A 22,122-nucleotide genomic window follows, 5' to 3' on the forward strand; every position below is an offset into this window, starting at 1 on the left:
TCATTCCTCCAATGACAGCCGGTAGCCGAGACCTCGTACGCTGTGTATGATTTTGTCCGGGAACGGGTCGTCGATCTTCTTGCGCAGCAGCTTGACGGTGGCGTCCACCGTATTGGGCGTCACCTCGGCATCGACTCCCCATACCTGGTCCATCAGCTGCTCGCGCGAAATGATTTGTCCGGTATGCAGCAACAGAAAGGTCAGCAGCTGGAACTCCCTCCGCGTCAAGCTGACCGGGCTGCCGCTGCGCACAACCTCGTGCGTCACGCGGTTGAGCAGCAGCGTCTCGCCCAAGCGGCATTCGTCGCCGGTCCACTCGGCCGGCCGGCGGCCGAGCGCATGGATCCGGGCATCCAGCTCTTCAAAGGCGAACGGCTTGACCAGATAATCATCCGCCCCCGCGCGCAGTCCCGCCACCCGGTCGGGCACCGCATCCTTCGCCGTCAGCATAAGCACGGCGGTTTGGTCTCCCCGTTCCCGCAGATCGCGGCAGAGCTCGATCCCGCTTTTGTAAGGAACCATCCAGTCGAGGATATATAAATCGTAGGTGCCGCGGCGCATGTATTCCTCAGCCGTTTCTCCGTCCTGTACCCAGTCTACGCTGTGGAACTGCTGGCCCAGCTTGTACTGCACCAGCATCCCCAGCTTCTCGTCGTCCTCCACCAGCAGAATATGCATCTTGCGCCCGACCTCTCTTCTGACGTACGGCCATCCTGATCCGAATGACCGTCAGTAATCCTATCATAACACAGCTGGCCCCGTAAAAAATTCCGATCCACGGCACTTTGCTGTCCGACCCGGCTCCAATGCCGTGCAGCATGGCCGACAGGAATACGGGGTAGGCCAGCAAATGAATGTACTTCCACAGCCTGTAAGGGATCAGACTCTTAAAGTCCGTCGTGATCAGAACGAGGATCAGTCCGTAAATCGTCAGCGTCCCGAGCCCGCTCCAGAAAGGATCCTTCGGTGCGGTAAAAGGTACCAGCAGCTGCGGCCAGCCGTAAGGCATATATGTGTCGATCATCAGTATGAGGCCGTGAACGAGCCCGATCAAGAGTCCCGCATTCGACGTCCGCGAATGCCAGCGGTACAGCCGGGCTTTGGCCTGTCCCTTGAAGAGGGGCATGCTGTAGAGGATGCCGAGGGCAACCCCGGCGAATAATAGAGCATATGAAGTCAAACCTGCAATACGTATTATCCACCAGGTCGGCAGGTTAATCAGTAATCCGGCCATAGGTTAATCCTCCTTCGCTTTCGTTATCAGGGGAGTCGGATGACGCCGGGCGAAGCGTCACGGCATCCGGGCGCTCGCCCTGCCACTGCTCCAGCCACTGAGCCTCCGTACCGTAATAATGCCTTAATCCGTCCTTGGTTATGAGCAGCGCCTGATACCGGGGACCTTGCCGTCCGAGCCATTCGAGCCCTTCTCGAAGGCCGAGGATGCAGACGGTTTTGGCGGCTATCTCGCTCTCTCCCGCCGTCCTTCCCGCAACTGTGCATTGCGCCACGTCGGTCCGCACCGGCCGCATGGTCCGCGGATCGATGAGGTGATGGCGTTCGCCTTCGTCCGTACTCCAGCGGCGCCCGATCACGCTGGAGGTGGCAGCCGCCCCTTCGATCAGACGGAGCTTGGCCAGCGTCCGCTCGGGCTCCCAGGGGTCGGCCACCTCTACCGTCCAGGGGCTGATCTGCGTTCCGCCCCAAGCCCGCAGATCGCCTCCGGCATTAATCAGGCCCGCCGCGGCTCCCGCGCCGGAGAACCAGGAAGCCAGACGGTCCACCGTCCAGCCTTTCACGAGTCCGCCAAGATCGAGGCGGCCGCCCTCCGGCAGGCGAACGATACCCATCCGGGGATCGAGCGTCAAGGCGGTCTGCGCGGCGGTCGGCGGTTTCGGTTTCAGTTTCAGCTTCGGCATGGGCAAACGCAACCGTGTTCCCGCCGCACTCTTCAGCCGCTCAAAGCTGACGTCATATCCCGCCTGCTCCAGTGCCGGCAGCACGAAGGGCTCGTATATGCCTTCGGTTCGAACGCGGTAGTCTTCAGCCAGCTGCAGCACGGCCATCATGGTCTTCGATACGAAGCACGGACGGCCTCCGGAGGCATTCAGACAGGAAAGCTCGCTGTCCTTCCGGAAGCGGCTGAAGATGCGCTCCGCGAACTCGAACCAGCTCTGCGCTTCTGCGGCCAAGCCTCCGGCAGAAGCGTCCAGCACGACGTCCACGTCCGTATTCATCGCCCTGAAACGCACCGACGCGTAAGCTTCTTCGCCCCGGGTCCGCATCACGAGCTCCTCGTCCGCGTTCTGGGCTTGGACGGCGTCGTCGTCTGCGGCGTGCCGGGCGTGCTCGGCGTCATGGAGCCGCTCCCTTGGCTCCCGTAGTCCGGCGAAGTAATGCCGTCCTGCGGGGCGCTTCCCTGCGAAGTCCCGTCCCGCAGCCGCCTATGCCTTCCATGCGGACGCTGCAGCTGGCCGCCATCCTGTCCAAAATCCTGTTGGCGCTGCCGGAACTGGCCATACTCCTGCTGTACCGGGTCCTGCGCCTGCGCCTGTGCCGATTGCGGCTGAGTCGCGCCCTCCGCGAGCGCCTGATTATGAGCTATAGTGAAGGCGGGAGCCGCCTTAACGTGATTGAACAGCAGCCCTGCTGCGAGCGTACAGCCTGCGGAGACGCTCCATTTGATCAGTTTCGATCTGGTGACGGATCTCATCGAGTGACTCTCCTCTCAAGTGAATGAACCCAGTATAGACCCCCATTCTGAAACGGACATGAAAGCCGCCGCCTGAGAAAAGCACAAGGCGCCGGAAGAATGAACGATGTGAACATCGCGGTTCGGAAGGCCGCCGAGCAGGCGAACACTGTTAGCGATGCCGACCGGGCGGCGGCAGGCTCGGGGAAACCAGGATAAACAGCTTCGCCGTCCTTGTCTTACAAGGACCAGCGCGTTTATCAAGGTTGATGCGAAGCTATAAGTTGCGAAAAACTTATAAATTCTTATCAACTAAACAAGAACAACCGTCCGGAATACCCGGACGGTCAGGCTGTTGAGAAACCCATGAAATTGAGAAATCTGCCTTGTTCCTCCGGTGGGGTATCCCCCTCCGGCCGCTGTTGTTACCCGTAAAATGTTCAATTTATTCGCTATGCAGCGGTCATTTTCCGATAACAAAGGCGGGCGCTAACGCTCCTGCAGAGGATACCCCACCTTCTACCTTTTGCATTTTTCTGCATATCCGGGTTTCTCGTCATTCTGACCGTCCGGAACACCCGGACGGTCCTTGCGCGGTAACCTATGTGTTCGGGCGAGGGTGCGTAGGCAAACGCTGCCCCAAGCCGGAGCCGTAACGGCCGACCTGCCAAAAAGAACAGCTGCCTTGACCTTGCCGGCAGCTGTTCTTTTTGTACTCCTCACGGTCCCTTTGGGCTTGCCGTCCGGCGAGCCGTTTCAACTCGCCCCGGCTCCAAGGGAACGAACGCCTGATTGCGCTGCGGCGAAGCGTGGATCGCGCTAGACCCGCTCCACCATCAGCGCGACGCCCTGCCCTCCGCCGATGCACAGCGCCGCCAGGCCAAGACGGCCGCCGCGCCGGGCGAGCTCGTAAAGCAGCGTAACCAGTACCCGGGCACCGCTCGCGCCGATCGGATGGCCGAGCGCAATCGCGCCGCCGTTCACGTTCAGCTTCTCATGCGACACACCCAGCTCCCGCCCTACCGCAAGCGATTGGGCCGCGAACGCTTCATTCAGCTCGAAGAGGTCGATCTCCTCTATCGAGGTGCCGGTCTTCGCAAGCAGCCGCCGGACGGCGTCTACCGGCCCCAGTCCCATGACGGACGGGTCCAAGGCGGCCGAAGCGTACCCCCGAATCCGGGCCAGCGGCTTCATCCCCAGCCGCTCCGCCTCACGGGCGGACATGACCACAAGCGCCGCCGCTCCGTCATTGATGCCGGAGGCATTGCCGGCCGTGACGGTGCCGTCCCGGCGAAATGCAGGCCGCAGCTTGCCGAGCCCTTCCGCCGTCGTGCCGGCGCGCGGAAACTCGTCCGTGTCGAACGGGACGGGTTCCCCCCGTCGCTGGGGCACGGATACTGGCACGATCTCCTCCTTGAACCGTCCGGCGGCGATCGCTTCTTCCGCCTTCCGCTGGCTGGCGGCTGCGAATTCATCCTGCTCTCGGCGGGCGAGTCCGTACCGCTCGGCAATATTTTCGGCGGTGATCCCCATATGGATGTCGCACATCGCGCACCATAAGCCGTCGCGGAGCATGGAGTCGACCAGCTTGCCGTCGCCCATCCGCAGGCCCGAGCGCGCCCCCTCCAGCAAATACGGGGCCTGGCTCATATTCTCCATCCCGCCGGCCACGACGATCTCCGCATCGCCCAGCCGGACGGCCTGCGCCGCAAGCATGACCGCCTGAAGACCCGAGCCGCATACTTTGTTCACAGTCAGAGCCGGTACGGCGTGGGAGAAGCCTCTTTTGACCCAAGCTTGTCTGGCCGGATTCTGCCCCAGTCCCGCCTGCAGTACGTTGCCCAGAATGACCTCATCCACCTGTTCATCCTTCACGTTCGCCCGGCGCAGCGCCTCCTCGATGACGACGCCGCCCAGCTCCGTCGCGGAGACGCCCGCCAGCGAGCCTTGAAAGCTTCCGATCGCCGTGCGTACAGCGCTGACGATTACCGCATCCCCGCTCATTCCAGTCCTCCCTGTCCGCAGACGCCGAGCTGGTTATCCAGCCGGGAATCGACCAGGAACCGGGCTTCCGTCTTCGCCCGGACCTCCTCCAGGCTCGCTCCGGGCTGCAGTTCCACCAGCATCATGCCTTCGCTTGTGAAATCAAACACGGCCAGGTCCGTAATGAGCCGGTCGACGACGCCCTTTCCGGTCAAGGGGAGGGTGCACGCCTGCTTCACTTTCGCTTCGCCGTATTTATTCACATGCTCCATAATGACGACGATCCGCTTCGCCCCGCTTACGAGATCCATGGCGCCGCCCATGCCCTTCACCATCTTGCCGGGAATCATCCAGTTCGCCAGGTCTCCGGACTCCGATACCTCCATGCCGCCGAGAACCGCCAAGTCCATGTGCCCGCCGCGAATCATAGCGAACGACTCCGCACTGTCGAAGTAAGAGGCGCCCGGCACCGCCGTCACGGTTTCTTTGCCCGCATTGATCAAATCCGGATCTTCCTCCCCTTGCAGCGGGTAAGGCCCGATGCCCAGAAGCCCGTTCTCCGATTGAAGCATGACGTTCCGGTCGGCCGGAATTTCACCTGCCAGCAGGGTCGGCATACCTATACCCAAATTGACGTACATGCTGTCCCGGATTTCTTGTACAGCTCGCTGAATAATGATCGAACGGTGATCGCTCATGTCAATTCCTCCTTAGCTGCTCCGGACCGTCAGACGCTCGATCCGCTTCTGGTAGCCTATCCCCCGGACGACGCGCTGCACATAAATCCCCGGCGTATGAATTTCATCCGGGTCCAGCCCGCCGGTCTCCACGATCTCCTCCGCTTCCGCGATCGTGATGTTGCCGGCCGCGGCCGCCAGCGGGTTGAAGTTGCGCGACGTCTTGCGAAACACAAGATTTCCCGCCGCATCCGCCTTCCAAGCCTTCACCAAAGCGAAATCGGCGGTGAGGGCGCGCTCCAACACATAAGTGCGCCCGTCAAACGTCTTATGCTCCTTCCCTTCGGCCACCAAGGTTCCGACGCCCGACGCCGTATAGAAGCCCGGTATGCCCGCGCCCCCGGCCCTGAGCCGCTCGGCCAGCGTCCCCTGCGGCACCAGCTCCACCTCCAGCTCGCCGCTCAGGAACTGCTTTTCGAACGTTTTGTTTTCGCCCACGTAGGATGAAACCATTTTGTTGATCTGTTTATTCGCCAGCAGCAGTCCGAGGCCCCAATCGTCGACGCCGCAGTTGTTGCTGATCACGGTCAACTGCCGCGTCCCCCGCTTCCGCAGCGCGGCGATCAAATGCTCCGGAATGCCGCACAGCCCGAAGCCGCCGACGACCAGAGACGCTCCGTCCCCAATATCCTGCACGGCTTCTTCCATCGAGCCCATCAGCTTGTTCATTCCCATCTTGCACTCTCCTCCCATGTTGTCTTCTCTCTCTACTGTGCGGTATATCCCCCGTCGATCAACAGCGATGCGCCGGTCACTCCCCTCAGCTTGTCGCTGGCGATCAGAACGGCGTACTCGGCGATTTCCTCGACCGACAACAACCGCTTCTGCGGAACTAACGGATAGATGACCTCATCCAGCACGCTTTCCAGCGGGACACTCCGCGTCCTCGCCAAATCCTCCAGCTGCCCCCGGACGAGCGGCGTATCGACGTAGCCGGGACACAGGGCGTTCACGGTGATGCCGTCCGCCGCACCTTCCAGCGCGGCCACCTTGGTGAGGCCGATCAAGCCGTGCTTCGCGCTGTTGTAAGCCGCTTTGCCGGCGAAGCCGATCACCCCGTTGATCGAAGCCATGTTGATGATGCGCCCGTAGCGCTGCTTTTTCATCATGGGAAAGGCGTATTTGATCCCGATAAAAGCTCCGGTGAGCATCACCTTCAACATCCACTCGAACTTCTCTACGGGAAAATCCTCAATCGGCGCCACGTGCTGCAGCCCCGCGTTATTGACCAGAATATCGAGCCGGCCATAGGCCTGCCGTGCAGCATCGATCGAGCCGGCAAAAGCAGCCTCCTGCGTTACGTCGCAGGCGAGTCCGAGCGCGTCATAGCCGCCATCCTGGAGCTGCTGTGCGGCAAGCCGCGCCTTCTCCTCCTGAATATCGGAAATGACGACGCGGGCCCCTTCCCGCGCAAACGAGCGGGCGATCTCCAGACCGATGCCGCTGGCGGCGCCGGTGACGAAAGCGACTTTCGAATCAAGCAAGCCAGTCATAGCAGCGTTCCCTCCATTGGTTTGAAGATATTGGTTTAGAAGAAAGATAGTACGGCGGCAAGCAGAAGAACGGTAAGCGTCTTGACGACCGTGATGGCGAAAATATCCTTGTACGACTGCCGGTGCGTCAGGCCGGTGATGGCCAGCAGCGTAATGACGGCGCCGTTATGAGGCAGCGTATCCATGCCTCCGGAGGCCATCGAAGCGATGCGGTGCAGCCACTCGACGCTGATGCCGGCCGCTTGCCCGGCCGCCATATACTGCTTGCCCATGACTTCCAGGGCGATCGATAAGCCGCCGGAAGCCGAGCCGGTCACACCGGCCAAAATATTGACGGATATCGCTTCCGATACGAGAGGGTGGGAGCTGAGGTTCAGAATCCAATCTTGAATCGCCTTAAAGCCTGGCAGCGTCTTGACCACGTTGCCGAAGCCGACCTCCGAGGCGGTGTTGAAAATCGCAAGCAGCGCGCCCATGGCCGCCGCCGTGAGGCCCGTCGCCAGCTTGGTCTGCACCTGCCGCAAATTGATGCATACGGCGGCGACAATGCCGAGGGTCAAGGCAATGATGAGCGCCCACGAGGAGGCAACGGTTTTGACATTGGCGATGTTGTACTGCTTCAGCACGTCGGCGCTGTACCAGTCCGCTACCGAGATGAAGCCGCGGCTCAGCAGAAAGTTGAAGAGCAGCACGAGAACGAGCGGAACGATCGAAATCCACAGGTTCGGGTACCCCTGGTTCTCCGCCGTTTCCGGTTCATTCTTATGTCCCGTGCCATAGCCTTCCCCGAGCGCTTCGGCCTGCCTGCGGCGGCGCTCCAGCCAGACCATGCCGGCCGCGAAGACGATCAGCCCGCCGATCGTGCCGACGACCGGAGCCGCGTACGCGTCCGTACCGAAATAGGCGGTCGGAATAATGTTCTGCACCTGCGGCGTTCCTGGAAGCGCATCCATAGTAAACGTGAAGGCGCCCAGCGCGATCGTCCCGGGAATGAGACGTTTCGGGATGTTCGCTTCGCGGAATACGGCCACCGCGAACGGATAGACGGCGAAGGCGACGACGAAGAGCGACACTCCGCCGTAGGTCAGCACTGCGCAGGCCAGAACGACCGACAGCATCGCCCTTCTGGAGCCCAAGGCTTTGACGATGGACTGGGCGATCGACGAAGCCGCGCCGCTTAGCTCCATGACTTTGCCGAAGATCGCGCCGAGCAGAAAGATCGGGAAGTAGGTTTTAATATAATTCGCGGCATTCGTCATATACGTTTCCGTATAGCTGGGCATCAAAGCCAGTCCCGAAATGACGACCGCAAGCAAGGTGAAGATCGGAGCGAATACAATTACCGGATAGCCCCGGTAGGCGAAAAACATGAGCAGTCCGAGTGCCAACACAATGGCCACCACTTGCACGAACACCATGCGCCTTCCCCTCTTTCCTCCTGAAAGAAATTGTTCAAACTGTCGATGCTTGATAGCGTTTACAGCAACAGTTTACAACGGGAAAGCCGGCGAGGTAAAATTCATACATCGAATAAAAACCATTCCAAAATTTTATAGGTTGGGGATGATAGCTATGGATTTGCGGAACTTAACCTATATTCTTGAGGTCGCCAGGCAGCAAAACTTCACGAAAGCAGCCGACATATTGCACCTGACGCAGCCGACCCTGAGCAAGCTGGTAAAAAGCATGGAAGACGAGCTCGGCGTCACGTTGTTCGACCGTTCGGGCAAAACGATCAAGCTGACCGACGCAGGCGCGGCCGCCGTGCAGCAAATCCATCACATTCTGAAGTCCGTGAACGATTTGTATACGACACTGGACGACGTTTCCGAGCTCAAGACCGGCTCGATCAAGATCGGCCTGCCTCCGGTGGTCAGTACGGTCTTTTTCCCCCGAATCATCGCTCCGTTTCAGCGCAAATACCCGAACATCGACTTCGACATGGTGGAAGAGGGCGCAAAAAAGATCGAGCAGCTCGTGCTGGGCGGGTCAATCGATGTAGGCGTCGTCCTGTCTCCCGACGAGGACTCCAGCTTAGGGCGGCTGCCTTTCCTTCAACAGCGTTTGTCGCTTCTTCTTCATAAGACCCACCCCTTGTCGGATCGGGCCTCGGTCTCGTTGACGGAATTAAGCAAAGAGCCGTTCCTGCTGTTCGCCAAAGGCTTTGCCGTCCGGCAGCACGTTCTCGAAGCCTGCCACAGCTCGGGGTTTCATCCGCCCATCGCCTACGAGAGCTCCCAGTGGGATCTGCTCGTCGAGATGGTCGCCGCGGGGATGGGCGTTTCCTTCCTGCCGGAGCCTATCTGCTCGAAGGTAACAAGCCCGGATGTGAGCATCGTGCCGTCCACGACCCCGCAAATCCCCTGGTACTTGTACGTGATCTGGAACAACGAGCGATACGTGTCCTATGCCCTGCGGGAGCTGCTTGCTTTTATCCGGACGGCGTCCAGACTGGAAACCGGGAAATAAAAGAGTGCCCGCCGCCATGCCGAACATGAAGCACGAGCGGTTCATAGCTGCGTTTGCGCACAAGCTTCCTGCGGACCAATGCAGCTTCCCTCCGACCCGCTCGAACAAAAAAGGCCGTCCCCCGGTCGAATGACCACGGGGACAGCCTTCACTCATGTCTATCGCAGCTTCCAAGCGATATCGTTCCAGCGCAGCTCGCTGCGGAACGTGCGTTGCGAAGTGTGCTTATCGATCAGTACGTATTCGATGCCGGCCATGTCGGCGAAATCGATCAGCTGTTCGCTCGTCACTTCGTAGGAGAATACGGTGTGATGCGCCCCGCCCGCCAAAATCCAGGCCTCCGCCGATTCGCTAAGCGAAGGCTGCGGCTTCCACAGCACGCGCGCGACCGGCAGCTTCGGCATCGGCCGCTCCGGCTGCACCGCGTCGACCTCGTTGATCAGCAGGCGGAACCGCTGGCCGAGGTCGATGACCGAGGCGTTCAACGCCGCGCCGGAGCGGCTGTCGAACACCATGCGGGCCGGGTCCGCCTTGCCGCCGATGCCGAGCGGATGCACCTCCAGCTTCGGCTTCGCGGCCGCGATGGTCGGGCATACCTCCAGCATATGCGCGCCGAGCACCAGTTCGTTATCCGGCTCGAGATGGTAGGTGTAGTCTTCCATGAACGAGGTGCCTTTGCCGCCTGCCATGATCTTCGCCACGCGGACAAGCGCCGCCGTCTTCCAGTCGCCCTCGCCGCCGAAGCCGTAACCGTCCTCCATCAGCCGCTGGACCGCCAGCCCCGGCAGCTGCTTCAGCCCGTGCAGGTCCTCGAACGTCGTCGTGAAGGCCGTGAAGCCGCCCTCCTCGAGAAAAGCGCGCAGCCCCAGCTCGATGCGGGCCTGGTATTTGATCGCCTCGCGGACCGGTCCGTCCGACATTCCCGCAGGCGTGATTTCGTAGCGCTCGGCATATTCCCCGAGCAGCCGGTTCACCTCAGTCTCGCGGACCGCGTCCACGCGCGCCGCCAGGTCGCCGACGCCGTACCCGTGCACCGTCCAGCCGAACCGGATTTGCGCTTCGACCTTGTCGCCCTCGGTGACCGCTACCTGGCGCATGTTGTCCCCGAAGCGGGCCACCTTGAGCTTGCGGCTCTCCGTATACCCGACCGCCGTACGCATCCAGCCCCCGATCCGGCTGCGGACCGCCGGGTCCTCCCAGTAGCCGGCGACGACTTTGCGGGAGATGCCGAGCCGCGCGCCGATGAAGCCGTACTCCCGGTCGCCGTGAGCGGACTGGTTCGTGTTCATGAAATCCATGTCGATGGTATCCCACGGAATGTCGCGGTTGAACTGGGTATGCAGGTGCAGGAGCGGCTTGCGCAGCTCGGTCAGGCCGGCAATCCACATCTTGGCCGGGGAGAATGTATGCATCCATGTGATGAGGCCCGCACAGCGCTCATCCGCGTTCGCCTCCATGCAGAGGCGGTGAATGTCCTCCGGGTTCGTCAGCACCGGCTTGAATTCCACAGGATAAGAAATCGCCTCGTCGCGGTCCAGCCCCTGCGCGATCCGAAGCGAGTGCGCGTCCACCTCCCGCAGCGTCTCCGGACCGTACAAATGCTGGCTTCCCGTAACAAACCAGAATACATAAGGCTTCAATTGCAGCATAAAACTTATTCCTCCTCGGATAATGGAATGAAGATGGGATTAATGCCCGCTTGCTTCCTCTTTGATCGATTTCAGCCGTTTCATCACGTCGTTTCCGCCGCGGCCGAAATAGTCGTGCAGCTTGCTGTATTCTTGATACAGCTTCTCGTATACCGCAACGTTCTCCGGAATTGGCTTGTACGTCTCTTCGCGGACCCGCGCCATCTTCCGCGCCGCCTCGACGATGGAATCGTAGCCGCCTTGCGCCGCGCCCGCAGCTACCGCGCCGAACATCGCCGCGCCGAGCGCCGGGGTTTGCTTCGAAGCAGCAATCTTGATTTCGCGGTTCGTCACGTCGGCGTAAATCTGCATCAGCAGCCGGTTCTTTTGCGGCAGTCCCCCGCAGGCGTACAGCTCATACACTTCAACACCGTTCTCATGGAACGCTTCGACGATCTTGCGCGTCCCATAAGCGGTCGCCTCCAGCAGGGTGCGGTAAATTTCCTCCGGCTTCGTCAGCAGCGTGCAGCCGACGAGCAGACCGGTAAGATCCGTATCCACGAGCACCGAACGGTTGCCGTTCCACCAATCGAGCGCGAGAAGCCCCGACTCGCCCGGCTTGTATGCGGCAGCCTGCCGCTCCAGCCACACGTGCACGCTCACGCCTTCCCGCTCCGCGGCCTCCTTCACATAAGCCGGCACCGCCTCATCCACATACCAGGCAAAGATGTCGCCTACCGCCGACTGTCCCGCCTCATAACCCATATACCCGGGGATAATACCGTCCTCCACGACGCCGCACATGCCTTCCACCCGTTTCTCTTCCGTGCCCAGCAGCATGTGGCAAATCGACGTGCCCATCGCCATGACCAGCTTGCCTGGAGTAACGACACCGACGCCGGGCACGGCCGCATGCGCGTCCACATTGCCAACAGCCACCGCGATCCCCGGCTTCAGCCCCATGCGCTGCGCCATCTCCGCCGTCAGTCCGCCGGCCTTCGTGCCCAGCGGTACGACCTCGCCCCGCAGCTTCGTCTCCGTCAAATTCTCCAGCCGCGGATCCAGCGCCTTGAAGAACTCCTTGCCCGGGTAGCCGTCCTGCTTGTGCCAAATGGCTTTATAGCCTGCCGTACAGCTGTTGCGCACGATGTTACCGGTCATCCGCGATACGACCCAGTCGGCCGCTTCCAGGAACCGGTCGGCCCTTGCGTACATGTCCGCATCCTCGTTCAAAATTTGCCATATCTTCGCAATCATCCATTCGGATGAGATTCTACCGCCGTACCTTGGCAGGAAAGCTTCGCCCCGCGCTTTGGCGATTTCATTAATTAGGTTCGCTTCCTCCTGCGCCGCGTGGTGCTTCCAGAGCTTCACCCAGCTGTGCGGGCGGTGCTTCAGCTCCGGGTCGAAACAGAGGGGCTCTCCCGTTTGATCTACCGGCAGCATCGTGCAGGCGGTGAAATCGATCCCGATTCCGATGACGTCGGCCGGATCGACCCCGGAAGCGCGGATCACTTCAGGGACGGACCGCGTTAGCACCTCGATATAATCGGCCGGGTGCTGCAAGGCCCAATCGTGGCCCAGCTTGACGCCGGAATCCGGCAGCCGCTCGTCGATCACGTTATGCGGATAAGGGGTGACATGGTCCGCAACTTCCGTCCCGTCGGACAGGTCGACGAGCACGGCACGGCCCGATTCGGTGCCATAATCGATGCCAATGGCGTATTTTTTGTTCATTGGGGCTGAGACCTCCTTCCGTCCTGACCGTAATAAGCGCCGGCTCCGTGCTTCCGCAGGAAATGCCGGTCGAGCAGCGTTTGATCCATCGGGGGCGCAGCCGGATTAAGATAAAAGGTGCAGTAGGCCATCTTGGCCACCTCCTCAAGAACGACGGCGTTATGCACGGCGTTAGAAGCGTCCTTTCCCCAGCTGAACGGCGCATGGCAGTGAACGAGTACTCCGGGAATCCGTTCCGGATCTTTATCGCGGAAGGTCTCGATGATGACGTTGCCGGTTTCGAGCTCGTAAGCGCCTTCAATCTCCGCAGTCGTCATCGGCCGGGTGCACGGCACCTCTCCGTAAAAATAATCCGCATGCGTTGTTCCCAGCGCCGGAATGCCCTTACCCGCCTGCGCCCAGGTCGTAGCCCAAGGCGAATGGGTATGTACAATTCCCCCGATTTTGGGGAATGCCTTGTACAGGGCCAGGTGCGTCGGCGTATCGGAGGAAGGCTTCAGATCCCCTTCGACGATATGCCCCTGCAGATCAAGGACGACAAGATCGTCCACCTTCAACGCCTCGTATGGAACCCCGCTGGGCTTAATGACGACAAGGCCTCGTTCCCGGTCGATTCCGCTTACGTTCCCCCATGTAAACGTTACCAACCCGTGCCTCGGCAGGTCCAGGTTGGCCTCCAGCACTTCCTTTTTCAGTTGTTCCAACATTTCGTCACCGTCTCCTCTCTTTATTCATATCATTCCTTAAACACATTATATATTTGTACGTACATTTATTCAATACTTTTTTGCTAAATAAGTGACTCGTTTTTGCTTACTTGAACAGCAAGTTAAATCCTAGTTAAATCGACGGCAGCGCCCAATCTACCAATTTCCAATTCGACAAATTCTGCTATAATGAACAGTAGATTGGACCGCAGGTCCAACATTTTCCGGCACGGATACAAAGACCTGTAAGGAGCGGTCTTCTTAAGATGCAAGCGGCAGCGCCTAACCGGCATGCCAAAAATATTCTTTTATTGGTGGTGAACGCTTTGAAACCGATTATAAAACAGCTCGTTTGTTGGACATTGTCCCTCCTTTTGGCGATGCCCGCTTTTGCCGTGCAGGCGGCCGAGCCGGCTCCCGGTACTCTCGACGTGAGCGGCGTACATATCGATGACGTTGTAAACCAAATTTCTCAAAACCATCTTACGAAATCCGACATTGTCCAATTGCTGAAAAGCATCCAACCCATGGCCGTTATGCCATCGGTTTATAATCATGTCTATGTTACCGGCGTTAGCATTACGCCAACCTCCGCTACCATTCCGGTAGGGGGAACCCAGAGCTTTACGAAGACGATTTCTCCCGCCAACGCCACGAATCAGGACGTGAACTGGACCAGCAGCGATCCGTCCGTCGCGAAGGTTGTGTACAATACCGGAGTGGCCACCGGTATTGGCGCAGGAACGGCTGCCATTACGGCGACTACGGCAGACGGCGGCTACACCGCATCGGCCGTCATTTCGGTGCTGCCCGTTACCGTGCCGGTCACCGGGATCTCGATAGCTCCTGCGGTATCGACGATACCTCTGGGCGGATCCCAAATGCTCACCAAAACCGTCACGCCGGCCAATGCCTCGAATCCGAACGCAACCTGGACGAGCAGTAATCCTTCGGTGGCGGCCGTCGTTTACGACACGGGAGCCGTAAAGGGAGTAGGCATAGGTACAGCCACGATTACGGCGACGACCCTGGACGGCTTGCATTCCGCGTCGGCCCTCGTCATCGTCGTACCCGTCCCGATAACCGGCATCACCGTCACTCCTGCGAAGGCAACGATTACCTGGGGCGACACGGCGGTATTCACAAGCAGCGCCGTGCCGGCTGGCGCCGTCAATCCCGCCGTAACCTGGACCAGCAGCAACCCTTCGGTGGCAGCCGTCGTTTACAATACGGGAGTCGTAACGGGAGTCAGCCCGGGAACCGCCATCATTACGGCAACGACCCTGAACGGCACGTTTTCGGCCTGGGCCGGCATCACCGTTCTGCCGGTGTCGGTATCGGGGATCAGCGTAAGTCCCGCGTCGGCGACGATCATTCGGGGACAAACACAGACGCTCACCAAGACCGTTACACCTATGAACGCATCCAATCCGGACGTCATCTGGACCACCAGTGATCCGTCCGTCGCAATCGTCGATCCGAAGGGCAACGTCACGGGAGTTGGGGTCGGGACGGCAACCATTGCGGCAACGACGATCGACGGCGGATATCATGCCGGGGCCGTCATCGCCGTTACTCAAATCCAAGGCAATGCCGGCGTCACCATCGTTTCGCCGAGTCTTCGCAATACTGCTAAACCTACCGTATTTTCGGGCACCGTGTATGATCCGGACGGGAATGAATATGTAGGCTTCGTCAAGGTCCGCATTAAAAATCAGAACGGACAATACTTGAAATCCGACGGCACGTTTGCCACGGATTCGACGGTCTACGATTTTCATGCACCGGTCAGCGGCTCGACCTGGTCTTTGACTTTGACCAATCCCGATTTCGCGGAGGACACGGGATCAGGCAATTATTATTATGTTGAAGCTTACGCAAACGACGGTCTCGACGGCCCCGTCAGCAGCCAAATGTTCTCCTATACGACAGGGCCGATGACGATTTCGCCGGGATATGACGTCCAGCTCTATTATTACATGGGGAATGTCGTCTTCGCCCTCGGCGTGACGAATTACGGACGTATTCATTATGTGTATCAGCCCGTTTCCATAGCGGCGGCACCTACCGTTCAACAAGTGGCGGAAGGAAAAACCGGTGATGACGCTCCCGCTCCGGAAGCCGGTTTCTTTGATACCATCGGCATCAATACGAATCTGCTCGCGCCATATCCTACAGGATTGGAAACCGGCGTGGAATACAAGGTTTATTACGTACTGGAAGACCTTAACCATCAATTCAGCCCTGTTCTGGTCACCGGCACATCCGTGATGATACCTTATCCGGTTTTGATGTGAAGTGCATACCAGGATAAACGGCTACGCCGTCCTTGTCTTACAAGGACCAGCGCGTTTATCAAGGTTGATGCGAAGCTGTAAGTTATGAAAACTTATAAATTCTTATCAACTGAAAAAAGACCATGCGGCTCTGCGCATACGCAGAATCACATGGTCTTTCTTACTTCCCGGAGGCCTTCCGGAAGTATTCCGGAAGCCGGAACTTTACAGCCTTCTCGTCGATTCCCGCACGATCAGCTCCGGCTCGAACACCAAGCCTTCTTCCGGGGGCCTCTGACCTTCGATCATTCCGATCAGCCGCTCTGCCGCCTGCGCTCCCATCCCCGTCTTAGGATGCGTTAGCGTAGTCAGCTTCACCTCGGTAGCTACCGCAAGAGAGGAGTCGTCGAACCCGACGACCGAAATGTCCTGCGGGACGCTCAGCCCACTCTGCCGAACAGCCTCAAGCAGTCGGACCGCCAATTCGTCATTGTAGCATACGAACGCCGTAGGCCGTACGGCGGGATCCGCATCCGCGAGCATCGCCAGCGCCGCCTCGAACGGCTTCGTCTGCTTGTCGTCCGTCATATAATGGACGACCGTCTCCGGCTGCAGCGGCACCCGCATATCGCGATGCGCCCGCATGAAGCCCTTTAGCCGGTGCACGCCCTGGAGGTCGTCCATCTTGAAGAAACCGGCGATCCGCCGGTGCCCCAGCTTGATCAAATGCTCCGCGGCCCGATAACCGCCCGCCTCATCGTTTACCTTCACATAAGGGCAATCGAGCTCGGCATACCGTTCGTTGATCATCAAATACGGAATTTGATGATAATCCAAGGACAAATAATAGCTTAAATTCGGATTTCCCTCCGCGCTGCGGGTAGGCTCGATGATAAGCCCGCTCAGCGGCTGGCTCATCATGAGACGCAGGCTCTCTTGCTCCCGCTGCTTGTCGTTATCCGTGCTGGACAGCAGCAGGCGGTAGCCCCTTTCCCGCAGCACCGCTTCCGCCCCCCGTACGATATGGGGAAAGATGTAATCCGATATATAGGTCGTAATGATGCCGACCGTCTGCAGCTCCGGCGTCTTGCGCCCGTGCGGGGTGGAGACGAATGTTCCCCTCCCTTGGACGCGCTGCAGCCAGCCTTCCTGCTCCAGCTCCCCGAACGTTTGGCGGACCGTCTGCCGGCTCATGCCGAACGTCTCGGCAATTTCGTTTTCCGTCGGCATCTGATCATTCGGCTTCAGCTTCCCCGAATGGAACCAGCCCAGAATCTCCTGCTTGAGCTGCAAATATTTCGGCATCGTTTTGTTCTCTCTCATCCCGCGTTAGCACCTCGTATCTTCCATCGCCGTCTTCATGAGATTCATTATACCTTGGGGCAAATTGTATGTACATATGGATGGCACCGCAGCGGCGAATTGACCGCCTTTCGGCAGTCCCAGGCTGTAGAGAAACCCATGAAATAAAGAAATCTGCTTTGGTACCCCGGTGGGGTATTCGCCTCCGGCCGCTGTTGTTACCCGTAAAATTTTCAATTGATCCGCTATGCAGCGGTCATTTTCCGATAACAAAGGCGGACGCTACAAGGGATACCCCACTATACCTTAGCATTTTTCCTGCATATCCGGGTTTCTCGTCAGTCTGACCGGTTACGCCGTCCTTGCTGTCCCGCAGAAAAACCAGGCACAATGAGATAGCTTAATATCACAAGGCATAAAATGAAAAAAGGCCTTCCGCAACGGAAGGCCACTGAAAAAACTCACGGGATCAATTCAATGCCGGCGTCGTTTTACCTTTGTCCGAACGGCGGCGTTCTCCAAGACGAAGCCCCTTTTTTCTTTTTCATCATATCCAGCACTTTGAATGCGGCAGCCCCCAACGCGATAATCCCAAGCGCATAGAAGCCGTAGCGGGTCACTACGGTATGGATGACATCCATATGATCTCCAAAAAAATAGCCCGTCATGAAAAATACCGCCGTCCAAACGAGTCCCGTCGTGTAAGAATAAAAGGCGTACTTTCGAAACGGCATCCGGTTGATGCCCATAAGGTAAGGAACGACGTGTCGGACCACGGGCAGAAAATAACTGATCACCAGGGTATAAGGACCGAAGCGTTCCAGCAGCTTCCGGGAGCGGTCGATCGCGGCGGCAAGCTTGGGCTTCTTGGCCAGCTTGTTCAGCACCGGAGCGCCCATAAACCGCCCCAGCACATAACCGAGCGATAAGCCTGATACGACTCCCATATAAGTCAGAATAAAAGACGGCACTGCCTGCAGCCAGTGCAGCGAGACGACCATGCCGCCGGTCATTACGATGACCTCGTCAGGAATCGGCATGCCGACGATTCCCAGCCATAGAGCAAAGAACAGGGCGAAGTAGCCGAAATGCTGAATGGAGTGAAGCAGCACGTTGATGGTCATAGATAAACTCCTCTCAATTCGTGCATACGTAAACGAATGCCGGGGGAAAATTCCAAGGTACGAAGGAAATCCGGACCGAAGCGAAACGTTCCTGCAGCATGGATTTCATCTGCAGCGAATATTGGAAGGTAATGAACGGCCCGCCGCCGCGCAGGGAAGCCTGGACCTCATCCATAATTTTCTCCCGCTGCTCAACCGGAAAATTGGCGAACGGCAGTCCCGAGACGATGCAGTCCACCCCGCTAAGGCCAAGGCTCCGGATGGCACCGCTCAGATCCTCCGCGTTCTCGAAGCAGCTGAACTCCTGGAACTGCAGCGTAAGCCGCCGTCTCATCACCTCCTCTTTCTCGAAGACGGCGACCTTCGTGCCCGGACGGACGGAAGCGCGGATCGCCTTCGTAAAGACGCCCGTTCCTGCGCCCAGCTCGGCAATGGACCGGATCTCGGTCCAATCGACCGGACGAAGCATCCGCCGGGTCAGCGCGGACGAGCTGGGAACGACGCTGCCGACCACCCGGGGAGATTGAAGGAATTTATAGAAGAAGGTCCATTTGTCGGACGAAGTGATCGCTGCCATAAGAGGCCACATCCTTTTCGCTTGATGAATATAGGATAACCAACAATTCTAAGGAAACATGGGGGTAAATTCTGAAGAATTGTTTAAGAACGGCTAAGAATTTATTGTCTCCTATTTCATCAGACGCTATGCCTGCACGGTTCCCCTTCAGATCAAATTATATATTCCGATGAAGGGCTGACAGCTTAAGGACCAACTCTGATCCTATGGCCTCTATTATGAAGCATGTCCCTGCATCCGTTCAACTTTCCCGCCTCTTCGGCAAAATAAACAGGCAGACTAGCTCATCGGAGCCGTCTGCCGCAACATAAGCGATACGCTTAATTGAGAACATTGAAGCTTAAATAACAAAGACTTGTCAACGGGATCCATGCGACAAAGCCGCTGAGCATTGATCCCCGTCCTATCCTCCTCTGGGAGTGCCCCCCTCCCAACGCCGCTCCCAGCTGAAGCTTCTCCCGCTTCTTCTCCAGCTTGGGAATGTCATAGGTATGCAGCCCTTCCTCCTTCTGGGCGGAATTCCACAAGTCGTTCCACATCCCGAAATGAATACAGCCGGGTCCCTCCATCCGCCCTTTCCGGAAAGCAGCTCAAGGAGAAGGGCCTCACGCTCACGGACGTCATTTACTTGCGCGTTTATATCGCCCCGGACGCGGCGAAGGAGAACAAGTTCGATTTCAGCGGCTGGTTCGACGCTTATGCGCAGTTCTTTAATACCAAGAGCAACCCGGAGAAGCCGGCCCGCTCGACCATCGGCGTGCCTCAGCTGGCAAGCAGCGACTGGCATCGAGATCGAAGCGGTTGCCGTGTATCCGAAGAAAATTCATTAAATAGTGCGGTGGAAGGAAGATCACGGCCAGGATATGAGGCGGCAGTCAGGGGGAACCGGCTCCCAGGTCTGCGGCTCTTTTTGTTGCCCACCCGCGTATGTTCGCCCAGGCCAATCGTTCACTCCTCGAGGATGAGGGTTCTTTTCCTTGGGAGAATTGCTATAATGAGAATGAAATTGTCATAGGGCATGCCAAGAAGGGAAGTTAACAATGAAGAAAATCAACAAAGTCCGGATGCACGAAATGGTATCCGAGGAGCTCAAGGAATATATCCGGAGCAACGACTTGAAGCGCGGGGACAAGCTTCCTTCCGCCGAGACCATCATGAAGATTCTTGGCGTCGGACGGTCCTCCCTCCGCGAAGCGCTTCGTTACCTGGAGGCGACGGACATCGTCGAGGTCGTTAACGGCAAGGGGATTTATGTGAAGGAAACCGCCCAGTATCATATGTCCGCGAAGATCAACATCGAGGACGAGCGGTCGGCGCTGCTGCAGCTCATGGAGGTTCGCCGGGCGCTGGAGCTGCTTGCCGTGGAGCTTGCGGCACAGCGTTCCTCGGAGAAGCATCAGGAGGAAATGCGCCGCTATTTGCACGAGATCGAAACAACCCGCGGGCATGCCAGCTCGATTGCGGATATGAAATTTCACCAGGCCGTTTATAAGGCGTCCGGGAATCCGATCCTGCAAAGCATCGCGGAGTCGGTATGGGAGCTGTTCTCGGTGTTCTGGAATGCGCCGTTCGGACGGCAGGAAATTTTTCAGGACAGCTTTCCGTTCCACCAAACGTTGTTCCAGGCCATCGTCGAAAAAAATCCGGCCAAGGCCCGCGAGGAGTTCAACAAAATGATGGACAGCATGGAACAATCGATCAAAAGCGTATAAATTAATGTAAACATATATAACATCAATATCCAAATGTAATCCAGTACAGCGTTTTCATAAATGAAACCAGGTGATGAAATATAACAAAATGTATTGACTTCCTCAACCTTGCCATATTATCATTTGGGTATAAAAAGTAGGCTATATACCTGTCATACAGGCATATAGCTTCCGATCCATTTACCTTTTGAACAGCTTCAATTTCCGTGCCTTGATTGCTCATCTTAACCTAACCTATCATACAGGTGTATAGGTTGACCGGGTATTGATCGTACCACCTCGCTTTACGCTGGATAAGCTATATTGGACATTGGTCTTCTATAGAAAATAATGATGGTGGAGGTATACATGATGAAGGGGACAAAACGATGGTTGGCGGTATCACTGGTTCCGGTTTTGGCCGCAGGCGCACTGGGCGGCTGCAGCAGCGGGCAGAGCGGAGCCGGGAGCGGGAGCGGTTCCAATACCGTAAACCTGAAGATGATCGAAAGCTTGACCAGCCCGGCAAGAACGGAAGTCATCAAGAAAATGATCGCGAGCTTTGAGGCCGCGAACCCGAATATCAAGGTCGAGTTGATCTCTCCTCCTCTGGAAAGCGCCGACAACAAGATATCCACCCTGCTTTCCGTCAAGGATGAACTCGATGTGCTGGAGGTACGGGACGTTACCGTCAAGCAATTCGTGACCAACAAGTGGATCGCCGACCTAACCTCGTATACGTCCGCTTGGAGCGGCTACAAGAACTTGAACGCCAACTCCCTGGCCATGGCCAACTACATAGACAACAAACCCTACTACATCCCCTACGGCCTTTATCAGAAAATGCTGTTCTACCGCAAAGACTGGTTTGATCAAAAGGGCCTAACGCCCCCGAAAACATGGGACGACCTGGCCAAAGCGGCCAAGACCCTTACCGATTCCCCGAACAATCGCTTTGGCTACTCCTTCCGCGGCGGATCGGGCGCCGACGGCTACATCGTCGACCTGCTCCGCGACTATAACGGCACGAATGTCAATTTGGACGACGCGATGTTCCTGAAGAGCGGCGCGACCATCTTCAGCACGCCGGAGGCGAAGCAGGGCATGGCGCTTTATGTCAGCTTATATAAGGACGGCTCTCCGAAGGATTCCATCAACTGGGCCTTCGCCGAGCAGGTGCAGGGGTTCGTCTCGGGCGCGACGGGGATGCTCATTCAGGACCCGGATACGATCGATCCGGTGAAGCAGGGACTGAAGGAAGGCACCTGGGCGACGGCGCCGATGCCGACGGGACCGAGCGGAGCCTCGCACTATAAAGTGGGCGCCGCGGGCTGGGGGATGACCTCCTACTCCAAGCATCCGAAGGAAGCGTGGAAGCTGATCGAATTCCTCTCCAGTCCGGAGCAAAATGCGGTGTTCACCAAGGTGGCAGGCGTCATTCCGATCCATAATAGCGCATCGGTCGACAAGTACTTTAAGGAAGGCGCCTATAAGCCGTATATCGATATGGCTAACGATACCGCCCACTACTTCCCTTACAAGCCGGAGACGGACTACAAGGGCTTCGGCGAGTGGAGAAAAATCGTCCAGCAGGACGCGCAGGCAGTCCTCCTCGGGAAGATGACGATCGATGATGCGCTGAAGAAGTGGGACGCTTACTGGGTGAACGAGAAGAAACAGGGCAAATAATCACAATCGGGCGACGGATA

General features: G+C 58.0%; 20 protein-coding genes. 4 read left to right on the plus strand and 16 right to left on the minus strand.

Features of this window, described 5'->3' with window-relative positions:
- The 9 genes from O9H85_RS25010 to O9H85_RS25050 all read right to left on the minus strand — a co-directional run bounded on the left by O9H85_RS25010 (position 1) and on the right by O9H85_RS25050 (position 8,320).
- Entirely contained in the window at positions 1-678 is a 678-nt protein-coding gene (locus O9H85_RS25010; protein WP_269884137.1) for a response regulator transcription factor, read from the minus strand.
- Positions 569-1,234, minus strand: coding sequence for a ferric reductase-like transmembrane domain-containing protein (locus O9H85_RS25015; protein WP_269884138.1), 666 nt, complete (start codon positions 1,232-1,234; stop codon positions 569-571). Before O9H85_RS25015 ends, O9H85_RS25010 begins: the two co-directional genes overlap by 110 nt.
- A complete protein-coding gene (locus tag O9H85_RS25020) occupies positions 1,215-2,282 on the minus strand; it encodes an FAD:protein FMN transferase (RefSeq protein WP_269884198.1) in 1,068 nt (355 codons plus the stop codon). Before O9H85_RS25020 ends, O9H85_RS25015 begins: the two co-directional genes overlap by 20 nt.
- Positions 2,282-2,710 (minus strand): hypothetical protein, encoded by a 429-nt coding sequence (locus O9H85_RS25025; RefSeq protein WP_269884139.1) that lies wholly within the window; start codon positions 2,708-2,710, stop codon positions 2,282-2,284. Before O9H85_RS25025 ends, O9H85_RS25020 begins: the two co-directional genes overlap by 1 nt.
- 798 nt (positions 2,711-3,508) lie before the next feature.
- Complete coding sequence (locus tag O9H85_RS25030) at positions 3,509-4,693, minus strand: acetyl-CoA C-acetyltransferase (RefSeq protein WP_269884140.1); 1,185 nt, start codon at positions 4,691-4,693, stop codon at positions 3,509-3,511.
- The gene (locus O9H85_RS25035) at positions 4,690-5,370 is read right to left on the minus strand and encodes a CoA transferase subunit B (RefSeq protein WP_269884141.1); all 681 of its coding nucleotides are present in this window, start codon (positions 5,368-5,370) and stop codon (positions 4,690-4,692) included. The genes O9H85_RS25030 and O9H85_RS25035 overlap by 4 nt, the downstream gene beginning before the upstream one ends.
- Before the next feature lie 12 nt (positions 5,371-5,382).
- Positions 5,383-6,078: a CoA transferase subunit A gene (locus O9H85_RS25040; protein WP_269884199.1), complete on the minus strand. Its 696-nt coding sequence runs from the start codon at positions 6,076-6,078 to the stop codon at positions 5,383-5,385.
- A gap of 38 nt (positions 6,079-6,116) precedes the next feature.
- Positions 6,117-6,893, minus strand: coding sequence for a 3-hydroxybutyrate dehydrogenase (locus O9H85_RS25045; RefSeq protein WP_269884200.1), 777 nt, complete (start codon positions 6,891-6,893; stop codon positions 6,117-6,119).
- Positions 6,894-6,937: 44 nt separating this feature from the next.
- Entirely contained in the window at positions 6,938-8,320 is a 1,383-nt protein-coding gene (locus tag O9H85_RS25050) for a GntP family permease (protein ID WP_409348199.1), read from the minus strand.
- Positions 8,321-8,474: 154 nt separating this feature from the next.
- Here O9H85_RS25050 and O9H85_RS25055 point away from each other — a divergent pair, with 154 nt between their 5' ends.
- Positions 8,475-9,371 (plus strand): LysR family transcriptional regulator, encoded by an 897-nt coding sequence (locus tag O9H85_RS25055; RefSeq protein WP_269884142.1) that lies wholly within the window; start codon positions 8,475-8,477, stop codon positions 9,369-9,371.
- A 158-nt stretch (positions 9,372-9,529) separates the two neighbouring features.
- Here the strand turns inward: O9H85_RS25055 and araA are convergent, their stop codons facing one another.
- The 3 genes from araA to araD are packed head-to-tail and all read right to left on the minus strand — an operon-like array spanning position 9,530 to position 13,443.
- Complete coding sequence (araA, locus tag O9H85_RS25060; protein ID WP_269884143.1) at positions 9,530-11,020, minus strand: L-arabinose isomerase; 1,491 nt, start codon at positions 11,018-11,020, stop codon at positions 9,530-9,532.
- Between the two features lie 39 nt (positions 11,021-11,059).
- Positions 11,060-12,736, minus strand: coding sequence for a ribulokinase (locus O9H85_RS25065; protein WP_269884144.1), 1,677 nt, complete (start codon positions 12,734-12,736; stop codon positions 11,060-11,062).
- Complete coding sequence (araD, locus tag O9H85_RS25070; RefSeq protein WP_269884145.1) at positions 12,733-13,443, minus strand: L-ribulose-5-phosphate 4-epimerase; 711 nt, start codon at positions 13,441-13,443, stop codon at positions 12,733-12,735. The genes O9H85_RS25065 and araD overlap by 4 nt, the downstream gene beginning before the upstream one ends.
- A gap of 266 nt (positions 13,444-13,709) precedes the next feature.
- On the opposite strand from araD, the gene O9H85_RS25075 reads away from it, so the two are divergent.
- On the plus strand, positions 13,710-15,740 hold the full coding sequence (locus tag O9H85_RS25075; protein ID WP_269884146.1) for an Ig-like domain-containing protein: 2,031 nt from the start codon (positions 13,710-13,712) through the stop codon (positions 15,738-15,740).
- A gap of 204 nt (positions 15,741-15,944) precedes the next feature.
- Here O9H85_RS25075 and O9H85_RS25080 read toward each other — a convergent pair whose 3' ends face one another.
- The 4 genes from O9H85_RS25080 to O9H85_RS25095 form a co-directional block, all read right to left on the minus strand.
- Positions 15,945-17,042, minus strand: coding sequence for a GntR family transcriptional regulator (locus O9H85_RS25080; protein WP_269884147.1), 1,098 nt, complete (start codon positions 17,040-17,042; stop codon positions 15,945-15,947).
- A 470-nt stretch (positions 17,043-17,512) separates the two neighbouring features.
- The gene (locus O9H85_RS25085; RefSeq protein ID WP_269884148.1) at positions 17,513-18,145 is read right to left on the minus strand and encodes a DedA family protein; all 633 of its coding nucleotides are present in this window, start codon (positions 18,143-18,145) and stop codon (positions 17,513-17,515) included.
- 13 nt (positions 18,146-18,158) lie between these two features.
- The gene (locus O9H85_RS25090; RefSeq protein ID WP_269884149.1) at positions 18,159-18,722 is read right to left on the minus strand and encodes a class I SAM-dependent methyltransferase; all 564 of its coding nucleotides are present in this window, start codon (positions 18,720-18,722) and stop codon (positions 18,159-18,161) included.
- Positions 18,723-19,042: 320 nt separating this feature from the next.
- Positions 19,043-19,249 carry a hypothetical protein gene (locus O9H85_RS25095; RefSeq protein WP_269884150.1) on the minus strand — a complete coding sequence of 69 codons (207 nt, stop codon included), beginning with the start codon at positions 19,247-19,249 and terminating at the stop codon, positions 19,043-19,045.
- Positions 19,250-19,762: 513 nt separating this feature from the next.
- Here O9H85_RS25095 and O9H85_RS25100 point away from each other — a divergent pair.
- Complete coding sequence (locus O9H85_RS25100; RefSeq protein ID WP_269884151.1) at positions 19,763-20,434, plus strand: FadR/GntR family transcriptional regulator; 672 nt, start codon at positions 19,763-19,765, stop codon at positions 20,432-20,434.
- Positions 20,435-20,782: 348 nt separating this feature from the next.
- Complete coding sequence (locus O9H85_RS25105; RefSeq protein WP_269884152.1) at positions 20,783-22,102, plus strand: ABC transporter substrate-binding protein; 1,320 nt, start codon at positions 20,783-20,785, stop codon at positions 22,100-22,102.
- Positions 22,103-22,122: the final 20 nt, after the last annotated feature.

This window comes from Paenibacillus gyeongsangnamensis (assembly GCF_027533625.1).
GTDB classification, from domain to species: domain Bacteria; phylum Bacillota; class Bacilli; order Paenibacillales; family NBRC-103111; genus Paenibacillus_G; species Paenibacillus_G gyeongsangnamensis.